The organism is Metallibacterium sp., from assembly GCF_054637675.1.
On the sequence record NZ_JBTSRB010000005.1, the window covers coordinates 32556 to 55906 of the forward strand.

Here is a 23351-nt window from a genome sequence, read left to right on the forward strand (position 1 = left end):
GCGTTTGGTTTTGCGCGTGCATGTGCTTAGCATGCGTGGCCTGCAACGAGGAAGCATGCATGGACAAAGCCCATCCCATGGACAAACCCATCTGGGAGCCCAGCCGTGAACGCGCCGAGGCGTCCAACATGGCGCGCTTTCTGCGCTTCGTGCGCGAGCGCACCGGCAACCCGGACCTGGTGCGTTACGCGCCGCTGTGGGAATTCTCGGTGCGCGAGCCGCAGCGCTTCTGGCCGCTGGTGTGGGAATTTTGCGGGGTGCGCGCCACGGGCGAACTCGAGCCGGTGATCGAGAATCCCGAGGCCATGCCCGGCGCGCGCTTTTTCCCGCGCGCCAGACTCAACTTCGCCGAGAATCTGCTGCGCGATCGTGACACGCACCTGGCGCTGATCTTCCGCAACGAATGGGGCCACGCGCGTGAGCTGAGCTACAGCGAACTGGCCGCCGCGGTCGGGCGCTTCAGTCACGCGCTGCGCGCCGCTGGTGTCGGCCCCGGCGACCGCGTGGCCGGGCTGATGCCGAACATGCCCGAGGCCATCGTCGCCATGCTCGCCGCGGCGACGCTGGGCGCCACCTGGTCCTCGACCTCGCCGGATTTCGGCGTACCCGGCATCGTCGATCGCTTCGGCCAGATCGCGCCCAGGGTACTGGTCAGCGTCGATGCCTACCCTTACGACGGCAAGAGCCACGACGTGCTGGCCAAGCTGCGCAGCGTGCTCGATGCGATTCCGGCGATCGAGCGCACCGTGGTGCTGGACTACAGCGGCCATCACGCCAGCCTCGCGGGGCTGCGCGGCGCGCAGGACTGGCAGGCATTCGTCGCCGGCCACGGCGAGGCGCTCGAGTTCACGCCGATGCCGTTCAACCATCCGCAGTACATCATGTACTCCTCGGGCACCACCGGCGTGCCCAAGTGCATCGTGCACGGCGCCGGCGGCACCCTGCTGCAGCACCTCAAGGAACTGGTGCTGCACACCGATCTCAAGCGCGACGACCGCATTTTCTACTTCACCACCTGCGGCTGGATGATGTGGAACTGGCTGGTATCCAGCCTCGCGGTGGGCGCCACGCTGGTGCTGTACGACGGTTCGCCGTTTCATCCGGACGGCAACGCGTTGTGGGATCTGGCCGATGAAACCGGCATCAGCGTGCTCGGCACCAGCGCCAAGTGGATCGCGGCCACCGAGAAGGCCGGCGTGAAGCCGCGGCAGACGCACAAGCTCGGCGCGCTCAAGACGATTCTTTCCACCGGCTCGCCGCTGGCACCGGAGAGTTTCGATTACGTGTACCGCGAGGTGAAGGAGCGCGTGCTGCTGGCCTCGATCTCGGGCGGTACCGATATCGTGTCGTGCTTCGCGCTGGGCAATCCGCTGCTGCCGGTGTACCGCGGCGAATTGCAGTGCCGCGGCCTCGGCATGAAGGTCGACGCCTTCGATGACGCCGGGCAAGCGGTGCGCGGCGAACCGGGCGAGCTGGTGTGCCTGGCACCGTTTCCATCGATGCCGGTGAGTTTCTGGAACGACGCCGACGGCAGCAAGTACCGCGCCGCGTATTTCGAGCGCTTTCCCGGCGTGTGGGCGCACGGCGATTTCGTCGAGATCACCGCGCACGGCGGCGTGATCATCCAGGGCCGCTCCGACGCCACGCTCAACCCTGGGGGCGTGCGCATCGGCACCGCCGAAATCTACCGCCAGGTCGAGCAGGTGCCCGAGGTGCTGGAATCCATCACCGTGGGCCAGCACTGGCAGGGCGATGAGCGCGTGGTGCTGTTCGTGCGTCTGCGCGAGGGGTTCACGCTGGACGAGGCGCTGCGCGCGCGCATCCGTCAGGTGATCCGCGCCAACGCCACGCCGCGCCACGTGCCGGCGCGCATCGAGCAGGTCGCGGATATTCCGCGCACGCTGTCCGGCAAGCTCACCGAGTTGGCGGTGCGCGAAACCATCCACGGCCGCCCGGTGAAGAACACCGACGCGCTGGCCAACCCACAGGCGCTGGCGTATTTCGCCGCGCTGCGCGCCAGCCTCGAGGCGCATTGATGCGCCACCCGCTGCGGCGTGCGTCGCGGCGCGCATGCGCCTCGCGCTGACCATGTCGCCTACCACCAAGGCCCGTCTGCAGATCCATTTCTGCGTGTTCCTGTGGGGCTTCACCGCGATCCTCGGCAAGCTCATCACGCTGGCCGCGCTGCCGCTGGTGTGGTGGCGCATGCTGCTGGTCAGCGCCACGCTGTTGCTGCTGCCGCGCGTATGGCGCGCGCTGCGCGCGATGCCGGCGCGGCTGCGCCTGGCCTACGCCGGCATCGGCGTGATCGTGTCGCTGCACTGGCTCACGTTCTACGGCGCGATCAAGCTGGCCAACGCCTCGGTAGCGGCCACCTGTATCGCCATCGCGCCGCTGTTCCTGGCGCTGGTGGAGCCGTGGCTGGCGCGGCGCCGCTTCGAGTTGCGCGAGCTGCTGCTGGCGCTGGTGGTGGTGCCGGGCGTGGCGCTGGTGGTCGATGGCGTGCCCGCCGCCATGCGTCTGGGCGTGGCCGTGGGCGTGGTTTCGGCGCTGCTGGTGGCGATCTTCAGCGCGCTCAACAAGCGTCTGGTCGAGCACGCCGATCCGCTGGCGGTGACCACGCTGGAGCTGGGCGCCGGCGCCGCGTTTCTCACCCTGCTGGCGCCGCTGCTGCCGCATGCCGGCGCAACCTATCCGCTGCCCGACGCGCACGATGCCGTGTTGCTGCTGGTGCTGGCGTGGGCCTGCACGCTGCTGCCGTTCACCCTGTCGCTGCACGCGCTGCGCCAGGTCAGCGCCTTCAGCATGCAACTGATCACCAACCTCGAACCGGTGTACGCGATCGTCTTGGCGATCGTGCTGCTGCACGAGCAGCGCGTGCTGGACGCGCGCTTTTATCTGGGTGTGGTGGTGATTCTGGCCGCGGTATTCCTGCACCCGCTGCTCACCCACGGCCGCCGTCATGAGGCGCAGCCGGAGCTGCTGGCCACCGCCGAATCCAAGAGCATGATCGACTGACCGCGGCTGCCACGGCTGCCTGTGTGGGACACTGCCGGCATGCCAGTACCTGCCGACAGCGAAGACCGCGCCACGATCAGTTGCAGCCGCTGCCAGGCCTGCTGCTGCCAGCTCAAGGCACTGGTGATGGCCGACGATGACGTGCCGCAGTGGCTGCTGACGCGTGATGCGCATGGCATGGAGGTGATGCGCCAGCGCGACGACGGCTGGTGCGCGGCGCTCGATCGCGACAGCCTGCGCTGCACGATTTACGCACGCCGTCCACGCGCCTGCCGCGATTTCGCCATGGGCGACAGCGACTGCCGCGCCGAGCGTGCCAGTTGGCGGCGCGGCGCCGCCAGCCTCGCCTGATCGGTCGCCACGCATGGCCTGGTTCGTCTATCTGATCGAGTGCGTGGACGGTAGCCTGTATACCGGCATCGCGGTGAACGTGGATGCGCGCTACGCCGCGCATGCGCGCGGCAAGGGCGCGCGCTACACCCGTGCGCACCCGCCGACGCGGCTGCTGGCGCGGTTCGCGTACGCCGACCGCTCCGCCGCATCGAAAGCGGAATACGCGATCAAGCAACTGTCACCGGCGGCCAAGCGCGCACTATGCGCAAACGTCGCCCCGCCCCCGCCACCAGCGTATGCCGCGCAGCAGCAGCGCAACGCGGATTGCCCGGCTCAGACGGCGCTGCCTGCGGCGTGCCCCGAAGCCCATGCCCACTGGAAATTGTAGCCGCCGAGATGACCGGTGACGTCCACCACCTCGCCGATGAAGTACAGCCTCGGCACGTGGCGCGATTGCAGCGTGGTCGATGACAGCGCATCGGTATCGACGCCACCCAGGGTGACCTCGGCGGTGCGGTAGCCCTCAGTGCCGCTGGCGACCAGCGGCCAGGATTCCATCTGCGCCGCGACGGCGCGCAGTTCGGCCTCGCGGTACTGACGCAGCGGGCGGTTGGGCAGCCCGATCTCGCACAGGCGTAGCGCCAGTCGCCGCGGCAGCAGCTCGGCCAATCGCGTGCGCAGCTCGGCGTCGGAATGCGCGCGTTGCTGTTCACGCAAGGCTTCGAACACATCGCAATCCGGCAGCAGATTCAGGCGCAGATCGTCGCCCGGCTGCCAGTAAGAGGAGATCTGCAGGATCGCCGGACCGCTGATGCCGCGATGGGTGACCAGCATGCCGGCACGAAAACGCTGGCCGTTGCAACGCGCCTCCACCGGCAACGCCACGCCGCTGAGATCCTGATAGTGCTGCTGGTGCGTGCCGCTCAGGGTCAGCGGCACCAGCCCGGCGCGAGTCGCGCGCACGGCATGACCGAACTGGTGCGCCAGCACGTAGCCAAAACCGGTCGCGCCCATGCTCGGAATCGACAGCCCTCCGCTGGCCACCACCAGCGCCTGCGCGTGGACCTCGCCCAGCGTCGTCGTCAGCACAAAACCTTGATCACGCTGCTGTACTTGCGCGACGCTGCAGCGCGTCTCGACGCGCACGCCGGCCGCCGCGCATTCATCCAGCAGCATGCGCACGATCTGACTGGAAGAGTCATTGCAGAACAACTGCCCCAGCTCTTTCTCGTGCCAGGCGATGCCGTGGCGATCGACCAGCGCGATGAAATCCTGCGGCGTGAAGCGCGCCAGCGCCGACTTGCAGAAGTGCGGATTGGCCGAGATGAAGTTGGCCGCGGTGGTGCCGGTGTTGGTGAAATTGCAGCGCCCGCCACCGGACATCAGGATCTTCTTGCCAACCCGCTCGGCGTGCTCGATCAGCAGCACGCGGCGACCGCGCAGGCCGGCCACGCGCGCGCACATCAACCCCGCCGCGCCGCCACCGATAATGGCGACGTCGATCTGCAATGCGCCCATGCCGCGGCTCAGTGCAAGCGCAAATGCCGCACGCGGCCAGTTTCGTCAGCGCAGCGCTCCATCACTTCGGCAGAAAGACCTTGGCATCCGTCTTGCCGTGCTTTTCGGCACGCTTTTCCTTCAACGTCTTCTGCGGCTTTTTCTTGGCGTCTTTTTTCTGGTTGAGACTCTTGCTCATGACATGCGCTCCTGAGGGCGGGGAAATTCTCGCAGCAACGCGTGCAACAGGCACTGCTGCGCGTGGCAGTATCACAGGTATCAGCCCCGACGATGCGTCATCTGCGGCACGACGATGCGATGCCCCGCGGCCTAACGCCGCGCGTCGCCATGCAGGCGCAGCAGGCTGCGATCCAGCAGCACCAGCGCCGCGCCCAGCAGCGCGAACAGCAGCAGCAGCAACACCGCGTTGCGCAGCAACAGCTCCACACCCAGGCGCGTGAGATTGAGGAACGGATACGGATACACGTGCAGCAACCGCCCCATCAGCATGGCCCAGATGAAATACAGCACCGGCACCAGCAACCACACGCCAAGGTACTGCCAGCGCAGCCCGCGCACTGGCGCGATCCACAGCCAGCCCAGCGCGTACACGCCGGGCACCACGGTGTGCAGCAGCACGTCGGCCAGCAACGCCAGCCCCCGCGGATGCCAGTGCGCCGCCAGCAGCAGGTGATACACCGCCGCGGTGATCAGGATGTACAGCAGCACCGCGCCGCGCACGCCAGCGTGCGTGCACCAATGTCCGGCGCGACTGCGCGGCGCCAGCGCGGCCACACCGCAAACGAGCGCGACCAGCACGTTGCTCAAAATCGTGAAGTAGCTGAAATAACGCAGCGTCATCCACAGCGCGCCGACGTACTGCGCCTGCGTCTGCATCCACACGAATTGCAGCAGTAAACCCAGCACGGCGATCAATGCGGTCAAGCCCTGCCAGATGCACGCACGGGAGATGAATGGCTGCATGAGATTTCGATTTGTGCGGACGTGAGTTGTGCGGGCGCCACGATGTGCACCGCGCGGCGCGGATGCCGGATACTGCCGCAATATCCAACAGCCAGCGCTGAACCATGTCGAGAATACAGCCGATCGCCTTGCCGGGAACCTCGAACGGCCCTGCCTTGGCGCTTATCGAGGACAGGAAATCCGGCGCATGTCCGGGCTTTTCTCACCCACGACCCAGCGCTGACACGATGGCTGCGGCATGGTCTCCCTCTTGTGCAATGTTCCTCGAAAAGGTCTTCCGAGGCGCCTTGCTGTCGCTTGCCTTGCTGGCGGTTCGCGCACAGGCGCGGCCGGCGCCAGCCACCCGCGCACCCGTTGCCGCCAGCAGTGCCACGACCACGCTGGCGGCGCGCATTGATGCCTTCATCGCACAGCCGCGTTTTGCCAGCGCACGCTGGGGCATCGATGTCATCAACCTGGCCGACGGCAAGACGCTCTATGACCACGACGCCGACAAATTGTTCGTGCCGGCGTCCAACGCCAAACTCTACACCACCGCGCTGGCGCTGCACCTGCTCGGACCCGAGGCGCGCTTCAGCACCACGCTGTACGCCACCGACCGGCCCGACGGTCATGGCGTGCTGCAAGGCGATCTGATCCTGCGCGGCGGCGGCGATCCGGCGCTGGGCACCGATACCGGTGCCGCCGATGGACTCGACTGGGCCGATACGCTGGCCGCGCGCCTGGCCGCCGCTGGCGTCGTGCGCGTCAACGGCGATCTGATCGCCGACGACACCATGTTCCGCGGCCCGCCCTTCGGCACCGGCTGGGGCGCCGAGGATTTGTTCGCGGACTACGCCCCCGCGGTCGGCGCGCTGACCACCGGCGAAGGCACCCTCCGCGTGACCGTCAGCCGGCAAGGCACGCGCTGCTGCACGATCGACGTGCAGCCGGCCAGCGCCGGCGTGCGCGTGGACAACCTCAGCGTGAACGCCACGCCGGATGATCCATCCAGCCTGCTCCTGTATCGCCCACTGGGCCATGACACGCTGTACGTCAGCGGCAGCCTGCCGCAAGGCGTGCGCGCGCGCAGCTACACGCTGGCCGCGCCCGATCCGGCGCGCATGGCCGGGCAGCAGCTCATCGACGCGCTGGCGCGCACCGGCATCGGCTTCAGTGGCCGGCTGCGCGTGCTGCGCTGGCCGCAAACCGATGCCACCCTGGATGACCCGCACACCGTGCGCATCGCCACGCTTCAATCGCCGCCGCTGGCGCAACTGGTGCGGCACATGCTCAAGTATTCCGACAATCTCTACGCGCAGACGCTGCTGCTGCAGGCGGGCCTGATGTGGCAGCACAGCGGACAAGGCTCATGCGGCTGGGTGCTGCACTGGACCGAACAATGGGGGCTGTGCGCGATGCGCACGTTGCTCGGGCAGATCGGCATCAACCGCGAGGCCGTGCACTTCAGCGAAGGCAGCGGCCTGTCACGGCAGGACATGGTCAGCCCCCGCGCCACTACCACGCTGCTGGCGTGGATCGCGCGACAGCCCTGGGCGACCACGCTCAGCGATGCGCTGCCCCATGCCGGCAAGAACGGCACCCTCACCTGGCGCCTGAAAAATCTGCCCGACGGTGACAGCGTGCAGGCCAAGACCGGCACGCTGGCGCACATGTACACGCTGTCCGGTTATCTGGATGCCGGTGACGGCAAGCGCCTCGCCTTCGCGCTGATGCTCAACAACTACCAGCGCCCGATCGAGCCCAACGGCGACTGGGCGCCGCCTTTTCCGACCGATGATCTGGATAGCATCGTGCGTCTGATCGCCGCGCGCGCGGATGCGCCCGCCAGCACCGGCACGGCAGGCCGAACATCGACATCCGCATCCTGCCGGTGGACAAACTCACCGGCGGCGTGTTGCACACCAAGGACTTCATCGTCGATGACCGCATTGTGTTCGTCGGTTCGCAGAACCGGGACTGGCGCGCGCTGACGCAAATTCACGAGATCGGCGCGGTGGTGCGCAACACCGCGCCTGGCGCGGACTTTCGCGGCGGCGTTCGACTTCGAAAGGTGCGCATCATCGTCGCCAACTGGTCGCTGCGCGAGCCGATGCAGGTGTATCTGCAGTCGCTGGCGCTGATGCCCGATATCGAGGTCAAGTACAGCGCCCTGCGCGAGACACCGCAGGGTTTCATTCCCTACGCCCGCATCGAGCACTGCAAGCCGGCAAGGCGCCGGCGCAAACGCTCACCGCCATTTTCGAGCGCGACTGGAATGGGCCAGGTGCACCGCATCGAGCCAGGCGGCCACTACGCGCCACCGCGCGTGGATTAACGGCGGGCGGCTCAGCCGCCGCGGATGCGCTGCACCAGCGCGGTGGTGCTAAACGGGTGCGCGAAGGGAATGGACAGTACGCGCCCGCCGCGCGTGCGCACACGGTCAGCGCCGACGATGGCATCCGGCGCCCAATCGCCGCCCTTGACCAGCACATCCGGCTGCAAGGCCTCGATCAACGCCAGCGGCGTGTCGTCCGCGAAGGGCAGCACGTAGTCGACCGCGCTGAGCCCGGCCAGCACCGCCATGCGATCATCCAGTGCGTTCAAGGGACGCTCATCACCCTTGCCCAGACGCCGCACCGAAGCGTCGCTGTTGACGCCCACGACCAGGCATGCGCCTTCGCGGCGCGCGGCTTGCAGATAGTGCACGTGGCCGCGATGCAGCAGATCGAACACGCCGTTGGTGAACACCAGCGGCTGGCGCCCAAGCAGCAGCGGCTGCAGCGTCGCGACATCGGCATGCACCTTGCCAGTGGGCAGGTGGGCGTCCTCGGCAAACACGCTGTCCAGATACGCGCACAAGGTGTGGATCAACAGCAGATGCACTTCCTGGATGCGCGCAGTGCTGGTCGCGGGCACGCGCAGCTCGATGTCCCCGCCGCGCAGCAAAGGCGCCAGCGCGCCGCCGTCCTTGCCGGTGAGCGCCAGCACCCACAGGCCGCGCGCCTGCGCGCAGCGCACCGCTTCGAGCACGTTGCGCGAATTGCCCGAAGTGGTGAACGCCACCAGCACGTCGCCAGGGCGCCCCAATGCTTCGATCTGACGCGCGAACACGCGCTCGTAGGTGTAATCGTTGGCGATCGCGGTCAGCACGCTGCTGTCCGGCGTGAGCGCGATACCCGGCAGACCGACACGCTCGCGCTCGAAGCGGTTGACCAGCTCCGAGGCCAGATGCTGCGCATCGCCCGAGGAACCACCGTTGCCGCAGGCCAGCACCTGGTGGCCGTCACCCAGCCGCGCTGCCAGTACGCGCGCGGCGCGCAGCGTGGGCTCGGCCAGCGTCGCCAGCGCACGCATCTTGACCGCGGCGCTGTCGGCAAATGCAGCCTGCACATCCTCGAGATTCATCGGCATGTTCGATTCCATAAGCAGCAATTGTTTGCAGCGCTCGAGTTCGCTCCTTGCCACCGGGGAAAGGTGGCGCAAAGCGCCGGATGCAGGGTTCGATCCGCATGGCGCAAACCCCGCGCGCGCAAGCATAGCCAAAGCCGCCGCGCGCGGCCGATCGGTCGTTTCGCTCAACCGCGCGCAAGCGTGGAAGCTGCGAGAATGCGCGCCTGCCCGCCCCACCCATGACGATGCCCGCTGCCGCGCCACGCCCCGCACTGTTCCTCGATCGCGATGGCGTGGTCAACGTCAACCACGGCTACGTGCACCGCGCCGAGGACACCGCGTTCGTGCCCGGCATTTTCGAGCTGTGCCGCAGCGCGCAGGCACTGGGTTGCGCGCTGGTGATCGTCACCAATCAGGCCGGAATCGCGCGCGGCCACTACAGCGCGGCGCAATATCACGCCTACAGCGGCTGGCTGCGCGGCGCCATGGCCGCGCAGGGTGTGCTGCTGGATGGCATCTACCACTGCCCGCACCATCCCGAGTTCGGCGTTGGCCCATGCCGGCGCGACTGCGCCTGCCGCAAACCCGCGCCAGGCATGATCCTGCAGGCCGCGCGCGATCTCGATCTGGACCTCGCGCGCTCCGCGCTGCTCGGCGACAGCGTCAGCGATAGCGAAGCCGGCCGGCGTGCCGGCGTGGGGCTATTGATGCTGTTGAGCGCTGGCGCTGCCGCACGACCCACGCCCGCGGCGGACCTGCAAACCGTGCGCGATCTCGATGCCGCACGCCGCACGCTGCAACGCTGGTGTGCTCGATAGGACCGCGCCGCGCAGATGCGCCAACGCACCACCGCTACCCGCATCGTGTCCTTGTCCGCTGCAGGCTGCGCTGCCGCGGGTCTGTTCGGCGCCGTATTGGCGCCGGCATCAGGGATTATTGGGCCAGTTGCCGTTGCCGAGAGTGCGCATGTGCGCGGCACTGATGCCGATGGTAAGCGCGAACGGATGGGCGGGGTTGCCGAACATCTTGCTCATCTCGACGCTGCCCCCCTCCCACTGCGTGGCGCCGAACGCCTGACTGTAACCCAGACCGCCGGCGACACTGCCGGTAACGGCCCATGGATGCTTGGCACTGCCGAACAGCTTGGTGGCGTTGACGTTGGCGCTCTGCCAGTTGCTGCTGCCAAGCCCCTCGCCGTAACCCACACCGGTGCTGAGGCTGCCCCATACCAGCGGTTTTGAATCGTTCAGCGTGCCGGCTGGCTGCTTGGCTCCAGCCGCTGGCACAAGCGCGCCAGCGCCGGTATCCGCCACGGACGAGGTTTGCGCCGGCGCGGCCAGCACGCTGGCGTAAGACTGCATCGGCAACTGCAGATTCAGCTCAGGCGCAGCAGGCGCGGCGGCAGCTTCGGCCAGGGCCGGTGCGGCCAGCGGCAGTACGAGCGCCCATGCGACGACAAAGCAACGGTTCATGGCGAATCCTCCATCACGGTGCAAGCGTACAACCGCTCGAGCCTGCGCGCGTGAGCGCAACCTGAGCCGGCAGATCCCCCTGCCCTGTTGCACGTGCAGCAAGCTATAGCATGACTGACTCGGCCAGACGCAGCGCCTGCGCGCCGAGCTTGGCGTGATCGTCACGCCACTTGTCCAGGCGCTGGCGCTCTTGCTCGACCACCGCCGCCGGCGCGTTGGCCACGAACGTGGCGCTGCCCAGCTTGGCTTCACACTTGGCGATCTCGCCCTCGACGCGCTTGAGTTCCTTGGCGACGCGCGCGCGCTCGGCGTCGAGGTCGATCAGGCCGACGAGGGGAATCAGTAGTTTCGCGCCCTGGAACGGAACCCCCGCGGCAGCCGGCGCCTGCTCGCCCGCATCCAGATGACGGATGGACTCGATGCGGCACAGCGCGCGCAGCATAGGTTCGATGTCGCTGAAAAGTTTCGGGTCGATCAACGTTCCTTCGATCAGCAACGGCACCTGACGGTTGGGTGCCAATCCGAACTGACTGCGGATGCTGCGCAGTTTCTTCACGCCGTCGATCAGGAACTCGATCCTGCTGGTCTCAAGAGTGGACGCGGTAGCTTTGAAACGAGCCTGTTCCTCGATGCTCATTGCGGCGGTGGCTTCCGGCACCTCAGGGTAGGGGCGGCCGAGGATGCTCGACTGCGTGAGCCCCAGTCGCGGTGCGATTTCCTGCCAGATCTCTTCGGTGACAAAAGGCGTGATCGGGTGCAGCGCGCGCAGGAGTCCTTCGAGGATGTAGAGCAGGGTGTGGCGCGTGGACTGCGCGGCTGCTTCATCGTCGCCATGGAGCGCCAGCTTGGCCAGCTCGACGAACCAGTCGCAGTAGTCGTTCCAGACGAACTGGTACAAGCCCTGCGCAACGAGGTCGAAGCGGTAGTTGCGAAACTCCTTCGTGACAAGCTGCATCGTCGACCAGAAGCGCTGATGGATCCATTGCTCCGCCAACGTGACCGGCGTTGGCTCGCCCGCGGCACTGAATCCCTCGGTGTTCATCAGCACGAAGCGCGCGGCGTTCCACAGCTTGTTGCAGAAGTTCCTGTAGCCCTCGGCGCGCTTGAGGTCGAAGTTGATGGTGCGTCCGTGCGTGGCCAGCGCGGCGAAGGTGAAGCGCAGCGCGTCGGTGCCGACCGCCTTGATGCCTTCGGGATAGTCCTTGCGGATGCGCTTTTCGACCCTGGCGCGCACCTGCGGGATCAGCAGGCTGGCGGTGGATTTCTTCACCAGGTCCTCGAGGCCAATGCCATCGATCAGGTCCAGCGGATCGATGGTGTTGCCCTTGGACTTGGACATCTTCTGGCCTTCGGCGTCGCGCACGATGGCGTTGATGTAGACCTCGCGGAACGGCACGCGGTCCCTCAGTGCCTTCCGTTCCGGTGCGTACGTGCCATCCGGATTGCGGCCGACGAAGTAGGCCGTCGCCATCACCATGCGCGCGACCCAGAAGAAGATGATGTCGAAGCCGGTGACCAGCACCGCGCTGGGCAGGAAGGCTTGATCCTGCGACCAGTCGGCGACTGCCTTGCCATCGATCACGACGGGGCCGTCGGACTTCGGCCAACCCATGGTCGAGAATGGCCACAGCGCGGAGGAGAACCAGGTGTCGAGGACGTCGTTGTCTTGACGTAGTCGTTCGGGCCAGCCGGCACGCAAGAGCTTCTTTTCGATCTCATCATTCGTGTCGTCGGATTGGAGTCCCGCCCGGCCGACAATGCCGCCATTGTTGTTCGCAGTGAGCCACTGCTGGTGGGCTTCAAACGGTGTTTCGGCAACGTAGTAACGACCGTGCTTGTCGTACCAAGCCGGAATACGGTGACCCCACCACAGCTGGCGACTGATGCACCAGTCTTGGATGTTGTCCAGCCACTGCGTGTAGGTGCCGGCCCAGTTCTCGGGCACGAACTTGATCGCACCCGAGCGCACGGCCTCCAGCGCAGGTTCAGTGATGGCCTTGCGCCCACCGGGACGACCGTCGGGCAGCACGTCGCGCGTGAGATCGACGAACCACTGGTCGGTCAGCATCGGCTCGATCACCGCATCCGAGCGCTGGCTGATCGGCACCTGCAACTTGTGCGGCCTGGTCTCGATCAGCAGGCCTTGCGCATCGAGGTCGGCGACGATGGCCTTGCGCGCTTCGTAGCGATCGAGGCCGCGGTAAGGCTCGGGTATTAGCTCAACGGTCGGTCTGCCGACAACCCCCTCGGGATCGGCTTGCTGGATGCCCGCGAGATCGCGTGGACGGTTGTGGAAATCGAAATCATCAAATTCCGAAGATTTAATCTTGGCATCGCGTGTAAGGACGCCAACGAGGCCGCCACTCGGAAGTCCGGCGAAAAGCCCTCGGGAGCGATGGCGCTCCCAAACGGCGTAATCATTGAAATCATGCGCCGGCGTGATCTTCACGCAGCCGGTGCCGAACTCACGATCGACGTAGGCGTCCGCGATGATCGGGATGTGGCGTCCGGTCAGCGGCAGGGTCAGCGTCTTGCCGACCAGATGCGCATAACGCTCGTCCTCGGGATGCACCGCCACCGCGACGTCGCCCAGCATGGTCTCGGGGCGCGTGGTGGCGACGATCAGCCCGCGCTCGCCATTCGGCCCGCGCAGGCTTTCGTCGGTGAACGGATACAGGATCGACCACAGGAAGCCGTCGCGCTCCTCGCTGTTGACCTCCAGATCCGACACCGCGGTCTGCAGCACCGGGTCCCAGTGCACCAGACGCTTGCCGCGGTAGATCAGGCCGGCGCGGTACCACTCGACGAACACCTTGCGCACCGCGGCCGAGAGGCCCGCGTCCATGGTGAAGCGCTCGCGCGAGCCATCGATGCCGGCGCCGAGACGGCGGCTTTGGTTGCCGATGGCCGAACCCGACTGTTCCTTCCACTGCCACACGCGCTCGACGAAGGCCTCGCGGCCGAGGTCGTGGCGGGTCTTGCCCTCGGTGGCCAGCTGGTTCTCGACGATCTTCTGGGTGGCGATGCCGGCGTGATCGGTGCCGCCCTGCCACAGCGTGCGCCGGCCCGACATACGCGCGTGGCGGATCAGCGCGTCCATGATCGTCTGCTGGAAGGCGTGGCCCATGTGCAGCGTGCCGGTGATGTTCGGCGGCGGCAGCAGGATGCAGTAGGGATCGCCCGTGCCCGAGGGCTTGAAGCAGTCCAGGCGTTGCCAGCGCGCATAGCACTGCGATTCGATCGAGCCGGGTTCGAAGCTGGCGGACAAGGGCATGGCGGGCGCACGGATCGTCGGATGAGCCGACGATTGTAAACGCGCGCGCTGGCGCCACGGCGAGATCTTTCGCGCAGCTCAGGATGACATGGCTCGGCGCCAGCACCCGAGAACGGGGGCCAATGGCCCCCGTCATCCGCAAGCAATCGCCGAGACGACGACTCAGGTATCGCTCGCGCCCGCCAGGCCACGCCGTTCCAGCAGCGGCTGGATATCGGGATCGCTGCCGTAGAAGTCGCGGAACAAGGTCATGGCATCGACGCTGCCGCCTTTCGAGAGCAGCTTGCTGCGGAAGGCATCGCCGTTGGCGCGGGTCAGGCCGCCGTGCCGCTTGAACCATTCGACACTGTCGGCATCCAGCACCTCGGACCAGATGTAGCTGTAGTAGCCCGCCGCGTAGCCGCCACCGAAGATGTGCGCGAAATACGTGCTGCGGTAGCGCGGCGGCACCGGGCCGAATGCCACGCCAGCCTTGGCCAGCGCGGCGTGCTCGAAGGCTTCGGCCTGCGTTGCGGCAGGCACCTGCGCCGGGCCGATCTGATGCCAAGCCTGATCCAGCAGCGCGGCCGCCAGATATTCGGTGGTGGCGTAGCCCTGGTTGAATTTTTGCGCGGCCAACACCTTGTCCACCAGCGTCTGCGGCATCGGCACGCCGGTCTGGTAGTGGCGCGCGTAGTGCGTGAGCACTTCGGGCCATGTGGCCCACATCTCGTTGACCTGCGAGGGGTACTCGACGAAATCACGCGGCACGTTGGTGCCGGAGAACATCGGGTAGGTCACGTCGGAAAACAATCCGTGCAGCGCGTGGCCAAACTCATGGAACGCTGTATTGACCTCGTCGAAACTCAGCAGCGTGGGCTGGCCCGCGGGTGGCTTGGGCACGTTGAGGTTGTTCACCACCACCGGCAGCGTGCCGAGCAGGTGCGACTGATCGACGAAATTGTTCATCCACGCGCCACCGCGCTTGCTGGAACGCGCGTAGTAATCGGCAAGAAACAAACCGAGCCTGCTGCCGTCGCTGTTGAACACCTCGTACACCTGTACGTCCGGGTGATACATGGGCAGGTCGGTGCGGCGCTTGAAGGTGACGCCGTACAGGCGCGTGGCGGCGTAGAACACGCCGTCCTCGAGCACGCGCTGCATCTCGAAATAGGGCCGCATCTGGCTCTCGTCGAAGGCGTAGCGCTGCTGGCGCACCTTCTCGGCGTAGTGCGCCCAGTCGGCGGCACCGAGTTGGAACTTGCCGCCTTCAGCCTGGATCGCCTGCTGCAAATCCGCGGCTTCCCTGCGCGCGTTGGCCACGGCCGGCGGCGCCAGCTTGCCGAGCATGGCGTTGACCGCAGCGGTGTCGTGCGCGGTGGAGTCCTCCAGCGCGTAGGCGGCATGGTTGGGATAGCCCAGCAATCGCGCACGTTCGGCGCGCAGGCGCGCGATCTCGGTGATCAGCGCGCGCTCGTCGGTGGCGCCATCGCGCAGCCCGCGCTGCATCGAGGCCGCCAGCAGACGTTCACGCACGCCGCGGTCGTTGAGATCGGTCAGCGTCGGCTGGCTGGTGGTGTTTTGCAGCGCGATCACGTATTTGCCGGTCAGCCCACGCGCCTTGGCCGCTTCGGCCGCGGCGGCGATGGCGCCGGGCGCGAGTCCGTCGAGCTGGCGCACATCCTCGATCACCAGCGCACCCTGATTGTTGGCCTCGAGCAGGCGCTGCTCGAACGCCGTCTGCGCCGCGGCGATGCGCGCATTGAGCGTGCGCAGTGTGTCCTTTTGCGCTGGAGCCAGGCGTGCACCGGCGCGCACGAAGTTGGTGTGATAACGCTCGACCAAACGCAACTGTTCGGGGTTCAGGCCCAGCGTGGCGCGCTGCCGGTACAGCGCATCGACGCGCGCGAAAAGCTTGTCATCCAGCAGGATCGCATCGCGGTGCGCGGCCAGTTGCGGCGCGAGCTGCGCCTCCAGTTTCTGCATCGCCGCGTTGGTGTTGCTGGAACTGAGATTGAAGAACATCAGACTGACGCGATCGAGCAGACGCCCGGAGCGTTCCATCGCCAACAGGGTGTTGTCGAAGCTGGGCGGCGCAGGATGGTTGGCGATAGTCAGGATTTCAGCGCGCTGCTCGGCCATGCCGTGCGCGAAGGCAGGCGCGTAGTCGCTGTCCTTGATTTGATCGAACGGCGGCAACTGGTACGGCAGCATGCTGGCGCGCGCGAACGGATTGCTCGCGGGCAGTGACTCGCGGTTGTGGATTTCGACGGCCTGGGCGCTGGCCAGCACGAGCATGCTGCCGAGCAGACCCAACGATGCGCGCTTGAGCATGACGAACTCCTGGACAAGGGTTGCGCGCACGCTAGCCGATTGCGACCCGGCACGAATGGGCTGAAAGACAGGGTGCGGCATCGTGCAGTGCGCGGTGCACGCACGACAACCCCTCGGTGCCAGGCATCGCCTCGCCGCCTGGCCCGATGCCGACGACGTCGCAACGGGTCGCGCGTGGCGCGCTGCTCGCGCGGATAAATGTAGCCCTCCGGCAACAGCCCCAGCCGCATCAACTGCGCCAGGTGCACGGCGTCGCTGTGGTCATCGCCGTGCTTGAGGCCGTCGTACTGCGGAATGGCGGTGGTGTTGACCAGATGCACGGCATAACCGTGATCCATCAGGCCATCGACCGCCAGTACCCGTTGTACGTCGACTCGACGGCAATGCCTGCCAAGTCGTTCCGGTAGGGCGCCAAGTCAGCCAGCAGGCGCGGCAGTTCGTTGGGCCGTCGACACTGCGGCAGCGCTTTGCCGTCGCCATCCATGACCGCCAACACGCTGTTGCTGGAATGCAGATCGATCGCTGCGTAAAGTGACATGGCTGCCTCCTGTCGCTGGGCGACGTCGAAACGTGGTGTCTCGAACGTACCGCCGAGCGCAGGCGGCGGCGACATGAGTTTTCAAGTCCACTGGGGCTACGGGGAGCGTGAATTGCCGAGAGTCGCCATTCTGCATCATGGCAAGACGCAAGGCCTGACGCGTAGGCAATCGCGCTGTGTGCAGCGGAGTCAGGTCATCGAGCCAATCATCGGACACGTGAAGGTTGACTGCCACATGCGCCGTCGCCAGTTGAAAGGTGCCGAGGGCGATGCCCTGCACGCTCTTGCTTGCGCGGCCCTTGACTGATGGCAAAGCACGCAACTACCGACACCAATCCCATATCCAACCAGTCAGCGGAAACATAATCATGAAAAAAGATACATCACGGAATACCCAGCTCTGGAACGAGGATTTGGCACCAACTTCGGCTGCCCAACGCACTTGGCGCTGGTACCATTTTGCTGCACTCTGGGTCGGGATGGTGGTAATGGTCCCGGGCTACACATTGGCGGCCAGTTTGATCAAGGATGGCATGTCGGCCCCGCAAGCTGTGCTCACAGTCTTTCTGGCAAACGTCATCATCCTGATGCCAATGCTGTTGATCGGCCATGCCGGGGCCAAATACGGTATCCCCTACGCAGTCTTGGTACGCTGCTCGTTCGGCACCCAGGGCGCGAAGATACCAGCGCTGATGCGTGCGATAGTGGCCTGCGGCTGGTACGGTATCCAGACTTGGTTCGGTGGTGAGATGATCTACACCTTGGTCGGAGTACTGCTGGGCCACAGGTTGGGAGGCGGTCCGATCGGGGTCCTTGGCATTAACGGCGTTCAACTGCTCAGCTTTCTTGCATTTTGGGCGATAGAATTTTGGTATATCACGCACGGGGTGATTGCAATCCGTAGTCTCGAAACCTACACAGCGCCGCTGAAAATCCTGGTCTGTTTCGGACTACTCGCTTGGGTTTACCACCGAGCTGGTGGCTTCGGTATACTACTTGATCAACCCTCACAATTTGTCATTGGCGGCAAGATGGCAGGCCAATTCTGGATGGTGTTCTGGCCATCATTGACAGCCATGATCGGCTTCTGGGCCACACTAGCACTAAATATTCCCGACTTCACGCGCTTCGCCAAATCGCAGCGCGACCAAGTTGTGGGCCAAGCGGCTGGCTTGCCAGTGCCAATGGCGCTGTTAGCAATACTGGCTGTGCTCGTCACATCTGCCACTGTCGTCATATACGGTAAAGCGATCTGGAATCCAATTACCCTGGCCAGCCGTATGACCGGGGCTGGAGTTCTGATCGCAATGATAATTTTGGTCATTGATACCATCAGCGTGAATCTAGCAGCCAATTTGGTGGGACCAGCGTACGATTTTTCCTCTCTCGCGCCCAAGCATATATCGTATAAAGGGGGGGGGTTATATCACAGCCGCGATTGGGATTCTGATGATGCCGTGGAAGTTGCTCGAATCGACCCATGGCTATATCTTTACTTGGATAATCGGCTACTCCGCGCTGCTCGGACCGATTGCCGGAATCTTGATTGTCGATTACTACCTCATCCGAAAGACCCAACTTGACGCTGATCAACTTTACCTCAACGACGGCAAATACTCCTATGGTAATGGTTGGAACAATATAGCAATTATCGCACTGATCGTCGGCATCCTGCCTAACATTCCTGGATTTTTGTATGCTTCCTTTCCGGATCTATTCCCTGACGTTGGCAGCGTATTCAGATTAATTTATACTTATGCGTGGTTCGTTGGTTTAACTGTTGCCGCCCTGGTCTATGGCATTTTGATGAAGCGCAACGTACAACCAGCCATCATCATCAATGAAAAAAACCCAGCTCTGCCAGGGTGACTCCCAAAAGTTTGCCTGATTAGCCTCGAACCTCTGCCGGGTACCTGATTCGCGTCGAAGCGACGCCAGCTCCAAACTCGGCGTCCTGCGCTGGCTCGAGGGCGCCCGCATGCCTGGCGTGGACAACGCCTCGGTTACGCATCAGCGCCTGCTGCGCACGATGGACACCCTGGCCGAGCGCGCCGGGGTGCTACAGCACACCCTGGCGGCGGTGCTGCGCCCGCTCATCGACCCGGATCTGTCGATCATGTTCGACGACATGACCACGATCGGCGTGGAAGGACAAAGCGAGATGGCCGGCGACATGCGCCACTTCGGGTTGTCCAAGGACGCGCCAAAGCGCTGCGTGATGAGGTCACGCGCGATCTGTCGTGTCCACACTGCTACACGCTACACTGTGCGCCCTCCCACGGGGAGTAGCCGACCGCGACAGGCGGGGCGCGCGTCAACACACTTGGTCAAAAGCCATGGCGCGCGCGGAGATTTTCTCCGGCAAGACCGCGGGCACGCGGGGCCGCCCAGCCGGGCCGGCCGCGCGCGCCTTGTCGCGGCAGCCCGGCCGGAGCAACCCATGCACACCCTGTGGATCGCCTTCGCCGGCGTGGCGCTGGCCGAACTCGGCGACAAGACGCAACTGCTCTCACTGGTGCTGGCCGCGCGCTATCGCCGACCGTGGCCGATCGTGCTTGGCATCCTCGTGGCCACGCTGGTCAATCATGCCCTCGCCGCGCTGGCCGGAGCGTGGCTGGGCACGCTGCTGACGCCCACACTTCAACGCTGGTTGGTGGGCATATCGCTGCTGGTGGTGGCGACGTGGACCCTGAAACCCGACCACATTGATGCGGACGAGGGCAGTCCGGCGCTAGCGCGCGGCGTGTTCGTGGCCACCACGCTGGCGTTTTTCCTCGCCGAAATGGGCGACAAGACGCAGATCGCCACACTGATCCTGGGCGCCGATTTGCATCCGTACTGGCAGGTCGTGGCCGGCAGCACCCTGGGCATGCTCGTGGTCAACGTGCCCACGGTGTGGCTGGGCGCGCGCTACGCGCAGCGCATTCCGCTGAAGCTCACACGCACGCTCGCCGCGCTGCTGTTCGCCGCGTTGGGGCTATGGGTGTTGCTGCGTTAATCGACACGCGCACACGCGGACCGGGAATGGAAAGCGGGGACGAAGACTGGGATCTGCGCGACAAGCCATCCATGGCTTGCGCGCGGCTCGCACCTTGGGTGGTGTCTGCCCTCACTTGATGTCAGTGATGAAATTGCTGGCACTGACCGAACCCCATCCGGTCGGATGATCCCAGTACGGGCCCGCCGAGAATGCTCCGTTGGAGCCGGTCGTGATGTCGTGGAAGTCGGTGCTGTAGCTGGCTGTATTGGCCAGGTTGTAGACCGCCGAATTGGACTGACCCAAACGCGAACCAGCGCCGGCATTGCGCACCGCGAACAGGGCCGCCATCTGTGGCGCGACGAAACTGGTGCCGCCATAAACCGACCACTTGCCGCCATAGAGCACGGAATAGCCGGTGTTGGGGTCGGCATCCAGCGCGAAGTCCGAGGTCTGGCGATAGCCATCCTCGGGCACGTTGGTCCCAACTTGCCATGAAGGCTCCGCAAAATAATGACTCTCGGCGCCACCGCTACCGGACCACGCCGTTTCCGATGCAATCGTGCCGCTGCCGCTGAGGTTCAAGGTGGTGCCGCCACAAGCCGCGACATAGGGGTCGGATGATGGGTAATCGGCTTCGTCGGTATTGGATGTGCCGTCCGATGAGCCATTGTCACCGGCGGCGGCAAATACCGAAATCCCCTGCGCGGCAGCCTGCTTGAAGATGTTGTCGTCGGCGTTCAGGGTCGTGGTGGACATGTTGGATTCTGCCGTGCCCCAGCTCGTGGTCATGACACTGGCCGCGTTGGCGGTGACGATCGTGTTGTAGACATCGGTGAACGTCGTCAATTGCGCGTTGGCTCCCTCATAGACGAGGATCGTCGCTCCGGGCGCCATCGCACCGCTGCGCTCGATGTCGATCGTGGTCTCGACGTTGGTGCGCGTGGTGCTGCCACCCACCGGTACGATGGTGACGGTGTGATTGGGCAGCCCGTACTGGTTCCAGAATCCGGTCAAATCACTGCTTTTGAACGAATACGCCGTGGCGATGGCGATCGTCTGACCCGCACCATCGCTGGTATTGGCGATGGCTGGCCAGTTGTAGGCCGTGGCGATCTGCTGTGGCGAATAGCCTGACGGTGTCGTCGTCCCGCCGCCTGGCTTGCCCTTGTTGGGCACCACAACGCCATTGCCTGCTGCGGGCACGGACAGTGGTTGCATCTGGTTGAAGTCACTGAGCCCGATCACCGCAGTGATCATGCCGGCCACGGCGCTCGGTAACTGCGGATAGCCGACTGGAGCATAAAAGCTGCGCCCATTGAGGCTGTAGTCACCGATCGCGACATGAAAAGCTGCCTGCAGGGTTGCGGCTGACGCGCGCGCATGCACCAGTTGCCGGTTCGAACTGACAGCGGTCACCCGCACTCCCTCACTCGCGAGGTACTGGGTGACGGCCTGAACCTGGCTCTGACCAGGTCCGAATTCGGCCGTGAACTCGGTGGGCGTCAGGAACGCGTGATAACTGGAGTTGTTCGGGTTTTGCAAGTTGGCCAGCAACTGCTGCAATCCAGCCTGGTTGCGCAGATTCAGCGCGATCACCACATCCATGACCGCATTCGGATCATGGTTACCGATGTAATGCGCAGCGGCGATGCCGCGTGGTCGGTTGTGCGCGAGTACCGTCAATGCCGCGGTTTGCGCGGCGCATGGCAACGCCACGGCCCCCGCCAGAACCGCAATTCCAGTCAAACCGAGAAGCCTGCGTATCCGCCTGTGCATGTGCATGACCAGATGACCTCATGAGCGAAGGAAGGGAACTGCGCTGAGGGGCCGGTTCAATGGCCGCGACGGTGCATCCTGATCCTGCATTGCACGCGTCAGGCGCACCCCGCACTGCACGTGCGAGTGACCTTCGGCAATACGCAATCACCGTCTGAATCCAAGCTAACCACAAATGCGCCATTGCATTCGTTCACAATTGATACAAATTAATCACATTGCAACGCACCGGGAAATTCACGGAGCTGATCGCTTGAGCATGGCTGCAATGCTCAGCCGGTCACATGCACCACCAGCGCCAACACGCCAGCCGTGATCAGGCCGGCGAGCACGTCATCAGCCATCACGCCGAGGCCGCCGTCGAGGCTGCGGTCGGCCCAGCGCACTGGCCACGGTTTCCACACATCGAACAGACGGAACAGCACGAAGCCCAGCGCCATGCCCCACCACGGTCCGGCCAGCACCGGCAGCAGCGCCAGCCATTGCCCGACGAACTCATCCCAGACGAATGCGCCGGGATCATGCAGGCCGACGCGGCGCGCGGCGCGCCCGCACGCCCACACGCCCAGCACGAAAGCCAGCAACAGCGCGGCGAGATAAGCTGGGCACGATAGCAGCCGCAGCGCCATCCACGGCAGCAGCGCGGCCAGTGAGCCTGCGGTGCCTGGCGCCCACGGCGACAGGCCGCTGCCGAATCCCAGTGCGATCCAGCCGTCGATGTGCGCCAGCAGGGCGCGGCGTTGCGCGGGCGCGATCACGCCGCTCACGCGAAATGCTCGTAGCCGCGCCGCGCCGGCTCGAACCTGCGGCCTTGCGCATCGATCACCCGCACGCCCGACGTGGCGACAATGCGGCCGATCGCGCGCGCTATGCAACCGGCCGCCTGCACGCGCGCCAGCGCCGCCTCGACCTGCGCTGGCGCCACGCAGAAGCACAGCTCGTATTCATCGCCGCCGCTCAAGGCCAACGCCTGCGCCTGCGCGCGCGCCACGGTCGCACTCAGCGCGGCAGACAGCGGCAGCGCGCCCAGTTCGATTTCGGCACCCACGTCGCTGGCCGTGCAGACGTGGCCGAGGTCGGCCAGCAGGCCGTCGGAAATATCGATGCAGGCCGTGGCCAGCCCGCGCAGCGCCAGGCCCGCGGCCACGCGCGGTTCGGGTTGATCGAGTCGGCGCCGCAAGAATGCTTCATCCGCTGCAACCACGCCGGACAGCTTGCCCTGCGCCAGCGCCAATCCTGCGGCTGCATCGCCCAGCGTGCCGGTGACCAGCACCGCATCGCCGACACGCGCGCCGCTGCGCAACAGCGCGGCGCCCGGCGGAATCTGCCCCAGCGCGGTCACGGTCAGGCTCAGCGGCCCGCGCGTGGTATCGCCGCCGATCAGCGCGACCTCGTGGCGCGCGGCCAGTTGCGCGAAGCCCTCGGCGAGCTCGGCGACAAAAGCCGTATCGGGCGCGGGCAGGCTCAGCGCCAGCAGCGCCCAGGCGGGCTCAGCGCCCATCGCGGCCAGATCGGACAGGTTCACCGCCAGCGCCTTCCAGCCCAGCGCCGCGGGCGCGGTGTGCTCGGGAAAATGCACACCAACGTTGAGCGTGTCGGCGCAGGCCACCAGTTGCATGCCGGGCGCGGGCTGCAGCAGCGCGGCGTCGTCGCCGATACCCAGCAGCACATCGCCGCGCGCATGCCGGGCGCGCGCGCGGATGTGTTCGATCAGATCGAACTCGGCCATGCTCAGAACCTGAGAATGAATCCCCTGCCGTCGCGAGTCCGGCCCTGGGCGTATCCGGCAAGGTG

20 protein-coding genes, 2 pseudogenes and 1 riboswitch are annotated in these 23351 nt (G+C 65.5%); of the genes and pseudogenes, 12 read left to right on the forward strand and 10 right to left on the reverse strand.

Annotation, left to right across the window (positions count from 1 at the left end; all coding sequences use genetic code 11):
* Positions 1-59 precede the first annotated feature (59 nt).
* The 4 genes from ACYDAT_RS02935 to ACYDAT_RS02950 are packed head-to-tail and all read left to right on the forward strand — an operon-like array spanning position 60 to position 3739.
* Complete coding sequence (locus ACYDAT_RS02935; RefSeq protein ID WP_461448425.1) at positions 60-2036, forward strand: acetoacetate--CoA ligase; 1977 nt, start codon at positions 60-62, stop codon at positions 2034-2036.
* A 52-nt stretch (positions 2037-2088) separates the two neighbouring features.
* Positions 2089-3018, forward strand: a complete 930-nt coding sequence (locus ACYDAT_RS02940; protein ID WP_461448470.1) for a DMT family transporter — start codon at positions 2089-2091, stop codon at positions 3016-3018.
* Positions 3019-3057: 39 nt separating this feature from the next.
* Entirely contained in the window at positions 3058-3369 is a 312-nt protein-coding gene (locus tag ACYDAT_RS02945; protein WP_461439949.1) for a YkgJ family cysteine cluster protein, read from the forward strand.
* Positions 3370-3382: 13 nt separating this feature from the next.
* Positions 3383-3739, forward strand: coding sequence for a GIY-YIG nuclease family protein (locus ACYDAT_RS02950; protein ID WP_461439948.1), 357 nt, complete (start codon positions 3383-3385; stop codon positions 3737-3739).
* Here ACYDAT_RS02950 and ACYDAT_RS02955 read toward each other — a convergent pair.
* A complete protein-coding gene (locus ACYDAT_RS02955; RefSeq protein ID WP_461439947.1) occupies positions 3685-4869 on the reverse strand; it encodes a BaiN/RdsA family NAD(P)/FAD-dependent oxidoreductase in 1185 nt (394 codons plus the stop codon). The genes ACYDAT_RS02950 and ACYDAT_RS02955 overlap by 55 nt on opposite strands.
* Before the next feature lie 309 nt (positions 4870-5178).
* Positions 5179-5832, reverse strand: a complete 654-nt coding sequence (locus tag ACYDAT_RS02960) for a Pr6Pr family membrane protein (protein ID WP_461439946.1) — start codon at positions 5830-5832, stop codon at positions 5179-5181.
* 287 nt (positions 5833-6119) lie between these two features.
* Here ACYDAT_RS02960 and dacB point away from each other — a divergent pair, with 287 nt between their 5' ends.
* Both dacB and ACYDAT_RS02970 read left to right on the forward strand, forming a co-directional pair.
* The gene (dacB, locus tag ACYDAT_RS02965) at positions 6120-7805 is read left to right on the forward strand and encodes a D-alanyl-D-alanine carboxypeptidase/D-alanyl-D-alanine endopeptidase (protein WP_461448426.1); all 1686 of its coding nucleotides are present in this window, start codon (positions 6120-6122) and stop codon (positions 7803-7805) included.
* Positions 7706-8149, forward strand: coding sequence for a phospholipase D-like domain-containing protein (locus tag ACYDAT_RS02970; RefSeq protein ID WP_461439944.1), 444 nt, complete (start codon positions 7706-7708; stop codon positions 8147-8149). Before dacB ends, ACYDAT_RS02970 begins: the two co-directional genes overlap by 100 nt.
* Positions 8150-8160: 11 nt before the next feature.
* Here ACYDAT_RS02970 and rfaE2 read toward each other — a convergent pair whose 3' ends face one another.
* Complete coding sequence (gene rfaE2 / locus ACYDAT_RS02975) at positions 8161-9225, reverse strand: D-glycero-beta-D-manno-heptose 1-phosphate adenylyltransferase (RefSeq protein WP_461448427.1); 1065 nt, start codon at positions 9223-9225, stop codon at positions 8161-8163.
* 218 nt (positions 9226-9443) lie between these two features.
* Here rfaE2 and ACYDAT_RS02980 point away from each other — a divergent pair, with 218 nt between their 5' ends.
* Complete coding sequence (locus tag ACYDAT_RS02980; RefSeq protein ID WP_461448428.1) at positions 9444-10022, forward strand: D-glycero-alpha-D-manno-heptose-1,7-bisphosphate 7-phosphatase; 579 nt, start codon at positions 9444-9446, stop codon at positions 10020-10022.
* A gap of 108 nt (positions 10023-10130) precedes the next feature.
* On the opposite strand, the gene ACYDAT_RS02985 is transcribed toward ACYDAT_RS02980, so the two are convergent.
* The 4 genes from ACYDAT_RS02985 to ACYDAT_RS03000 form a co-directional block, all read right to left on the reverse strand.
* On the reverse strand, positions 10131-10676 hold the full coding sequence (locus ACYDAT_RS02985) for a hypothetical protein (RefSeq protein WP_461440671.1): 546 nt from the start codon (positions 10674-10676) through the stop codon (positions 10131-10133).
* Positions 10677-10779: 103 nt separating this feature from the next.
* On the reverse strand, positions 10780-13944 hold the full coding sequence (locus ACYDAT_RS02990) for a valine--tRNA ligase (RefSeq protein WP_461448471.1): 3165 nt from the start codon (positions 13942-13944) through the stop codon (positions 10780-10782).
* 168 nt (positions 13945-14112) lie between these two features.
* The gene (locus tag ACYDAT_RS02995; protein WP_461448429.1) at positions 14113-16263 is read right to left on the reverse strand and encodes a M3 family metallopeptidase; all 2151 of its coding nucleotides are present in this window, start codon (positions 16261-16263) and stop codon (positions 14113-14115) included.
* Positions 16264-16600: 337 nt separating this feature from the next.
* The gene (locus ACYDAT_RS03000) at positions 16601-16801 is read right to left on the reverse strand and encodes a hypothetical protein (protein ID WP_461448430.1); all 201 of its coding nucleotides are present in this window, start codon (positions 16799-16801) and stop codon (positions 16601-16603) included.
* A gap of 73 nt (positions 16802-16874) precedes the next feature.
* On the opposite strand from ACYDAT_RS03000, the gene ACYDAT_RS03005 reads away from it, so the two are divergent.
* The 5 genes and pseudogenes from ACYDAT_RS03005 to ACYDAT_RS03025 all read left to right on the forward strand — a co-directional run bounded on the left by ACYDAT_RS03005 (position 16875) and on the right by ACYDAT_RS03025 (position 19799).
* On the forward strand, positions 16875-17108 hold the full coding sequence (locus ACYDAT_RS03005) for a hypothetical protein (protein ID WP_461440221.1): 234 nt from the start codon (positions 16875-16877) through the stop codon (positions 17106-17108).
* 61 nt (positions 17109-17169) lie between these two features.
* Positions 17170-18186 (forward strand): annotated as a pseudogene (locus ACYDAT_RS03010) (cytosine permease); the annotation flags it as partial.
* A gap of 67 nt (positions 18187-18253) precedes the next feature.
* Positions 18254-18670, forward strand: coding sequence for a cytosine permease (locus ACYDAT_RS03015; RefSeq protein ID WP_461448431.1), 417 nt, complete (start codon positions 18254-18256; stop codon positions 18668-18670).
* A 49-nt stretch (positions 18671-18719) separates the two neighbouring features.
* Positions 18720-19001, forward strand: a pseudogene (locus ACYDAT_RS03020) (IS1634-like element ISCARN23 family transposase); the annotation flags it as partial.
* Positions 19002-19076: 75 nt separating this feature from the next.
* Positions 19077-19160, forward strand: a riboswitch (yybP-ykoY riboswitch).
* 81 nt (positions 19161-19241) lie between these two features.
* A complete protein-coding gene (locus ACYDAT_RS03025; protein ID WP_461440223.1) occupies positions 19242-19799 on the forward strand; it encodes a TMEM165/GDT1 family protein in 558 nt (185 codons plus the stop codon).
* Positions 19800-19910: 111 nt separating this feature from the next.
* Here ACYDAT_RS03025 and ACYDAT_RS03030 read toward each other — a convergent pair whose 3' ends face one another.
* The 3 genes from ACYDAT_RS03030 to thiL all read right to left on the reverse strand — a co-directional run bounded on the left by ACYDAT_RS03030 (position 19911) and on the right by thiL (position 23286).
* Positions 19911-21563: a S53 family peptidase gene (locus tag ACYDAT_RS03030; protein WP_461448432.1), complete on the reverse strand. Its 1653-nt coding sequence runs from the start codon at positions 21561-21563 to the stop codon at positions 19911-19913.
* A 266-nt stretch (positions 21564-21829) separates the two neighbouring features.
* Positions 21830-22324 (reverse strand): phosphatidylglycerophosphatase A family protein, encoded by a 495-nt coding sequence (locus tag ACYDAT_RS03035; protein WP_461448433.1) that lies wholly within the window; start codon positions 22322-22324, stop codon positions 21830-21832.
* Entirely contained in the window at positions 22321-23286 is a 966-nt protein-coding gene (thiL, locus tag ACYDAT_RS03040; RefSeq protein ID WP_461440539.1) for a thiamine-phosphate kinase, read from the reverse strand. Before thiL ends, ACYDAT_RS03035 begins: the two co-directional genes overlap by 4 nt.
* Between the last annotated feature and the right edge of the window lie 65 nt (positions 23287-23351).

What these genes read in the sequence shown, in the direction of transcription:
- ACYDAT_RS02945 (WP_461439949.1), top strand. Translation starts at nt 3,058, where the DNA reads ATGCCAGTACCTGCCGACAGCGAAGACCGCGCCACGATCAGTTGCAGC.
- thiL (WP_461440539.1), bottom strand. Translation starts at nt 23,286, where the DNA reads ATGGCCGAGTTCGATCTGATCGAACACATCCGCGCGCGCGCCCGGCAT.
- ACYDAT_RS02940 (WP_461448470.1), top strand. Translation starts at nt 2,089, where the DNA reads ATGTCGCCTACCACCAAGGCCCGTCTGCAGATCCATTTCTGCGTGTTC.
- ACYDAT_RS02960 (WP_461439946.1), bottom strand. Translation starts at nt 5,832, where the DNA reads ATGCAGCCATTCATCTCCCGTGCGTGCATCTGGCAGGGCTTGACCGCA.
- ACYDAT_RS02995 (WP_461448429.1), bottom strand. Translation starts at nt 16,263, where the DNA reads ATGCTCAAGCGCGCATCGTTGGGTCTGCTCGGCAGCATGCTCGTGCTG.
- ACYDAT_RS02980 (WP_461448428.1), top strand. Translation starts at nt 9,444, where the DNA reads ATGACGATGCCCGCTGCCGCGCCACGCCCCGCACTGTTCCTCGATCGC.
- ACYDAT_RS03030 (WP_461448432.1), bottom strand. Translation starts at nt 21,563, where the DNA reads ATGCACATGCACAGGCGGATACGCAGGCTTCTCGGTTTGACTGGAATT.
- ACYDAT_RS03015 (WP_461448431.1), top strand. Translation starts at nt 18,254, where the DNA reads ATGCCGTGGAAGTTGCTCGAATCGACCCATGGCTATATCTTTACTTGG.
- ACYDAT_RS02955 (WP_461439947.1), bottom strand. Translation starts at nt 4,869, where the DNA reads ATGGGCGCATTGCAGATCGACGTCGCCATTATCGGTGGCGGCGCGGCG.
- ACYDAT_RS03000 (WP_461448430.1), bottom strand. Translation starts at nt 16,801, where the DNA reads ATGTCACTTTACGCAGCGATCGATCTGCATTCCAGCAACAGCGTGTTG.
- ACYDAT_RS02950 (WP_461439948.1), top strand. Translation starts at nt 3,383, where the DNA reads ATGGCCTGGTTCGTCTATCTGATCGAGTGCGTGGACGGTAGCCTGTAT.
- ACYDAT_RS03025 (WP_461440223.1), top strand. Translation starts at nt 19,242, where the DNA reads ATGCACACCCTGTGGATCGCCTTCGCCGGCGTGGCGCTGGCCGAACTC.
- ACYDAT_RS03005 (WP_461440221.1), top strand. Translation starts at nt 16,875, where the DNA reads ATGAGTTTTCAAGTCCACTGGGGCTACGGGGAGCGTGAATTGCCGAGA.
- ACYDAT_RS02985 (WP_461440671.1), bottom strand. Translation starts at nt 10,676, where the DNA reads ATGAACCGTTGCTTTGTCGTCGCATGGGCGCTCGTACTGCCGCTGGCC.
- ACYDAT_RS02935 (WP_461448425.1), top strand. Translation starts at nt 60, where the DNA reads ATGGACAAAGCCCATCCCATGGACAAACCCATCTGGGAGCCCAGCCGT.
- rfaE2 (WP_461448427.1), bottom strand. Translation starts at nt 9,225, where the DNA reads ATGCCGATGAATCTCGAGGATGTGCAGGCTGCATTTGCCGACAGCGCC.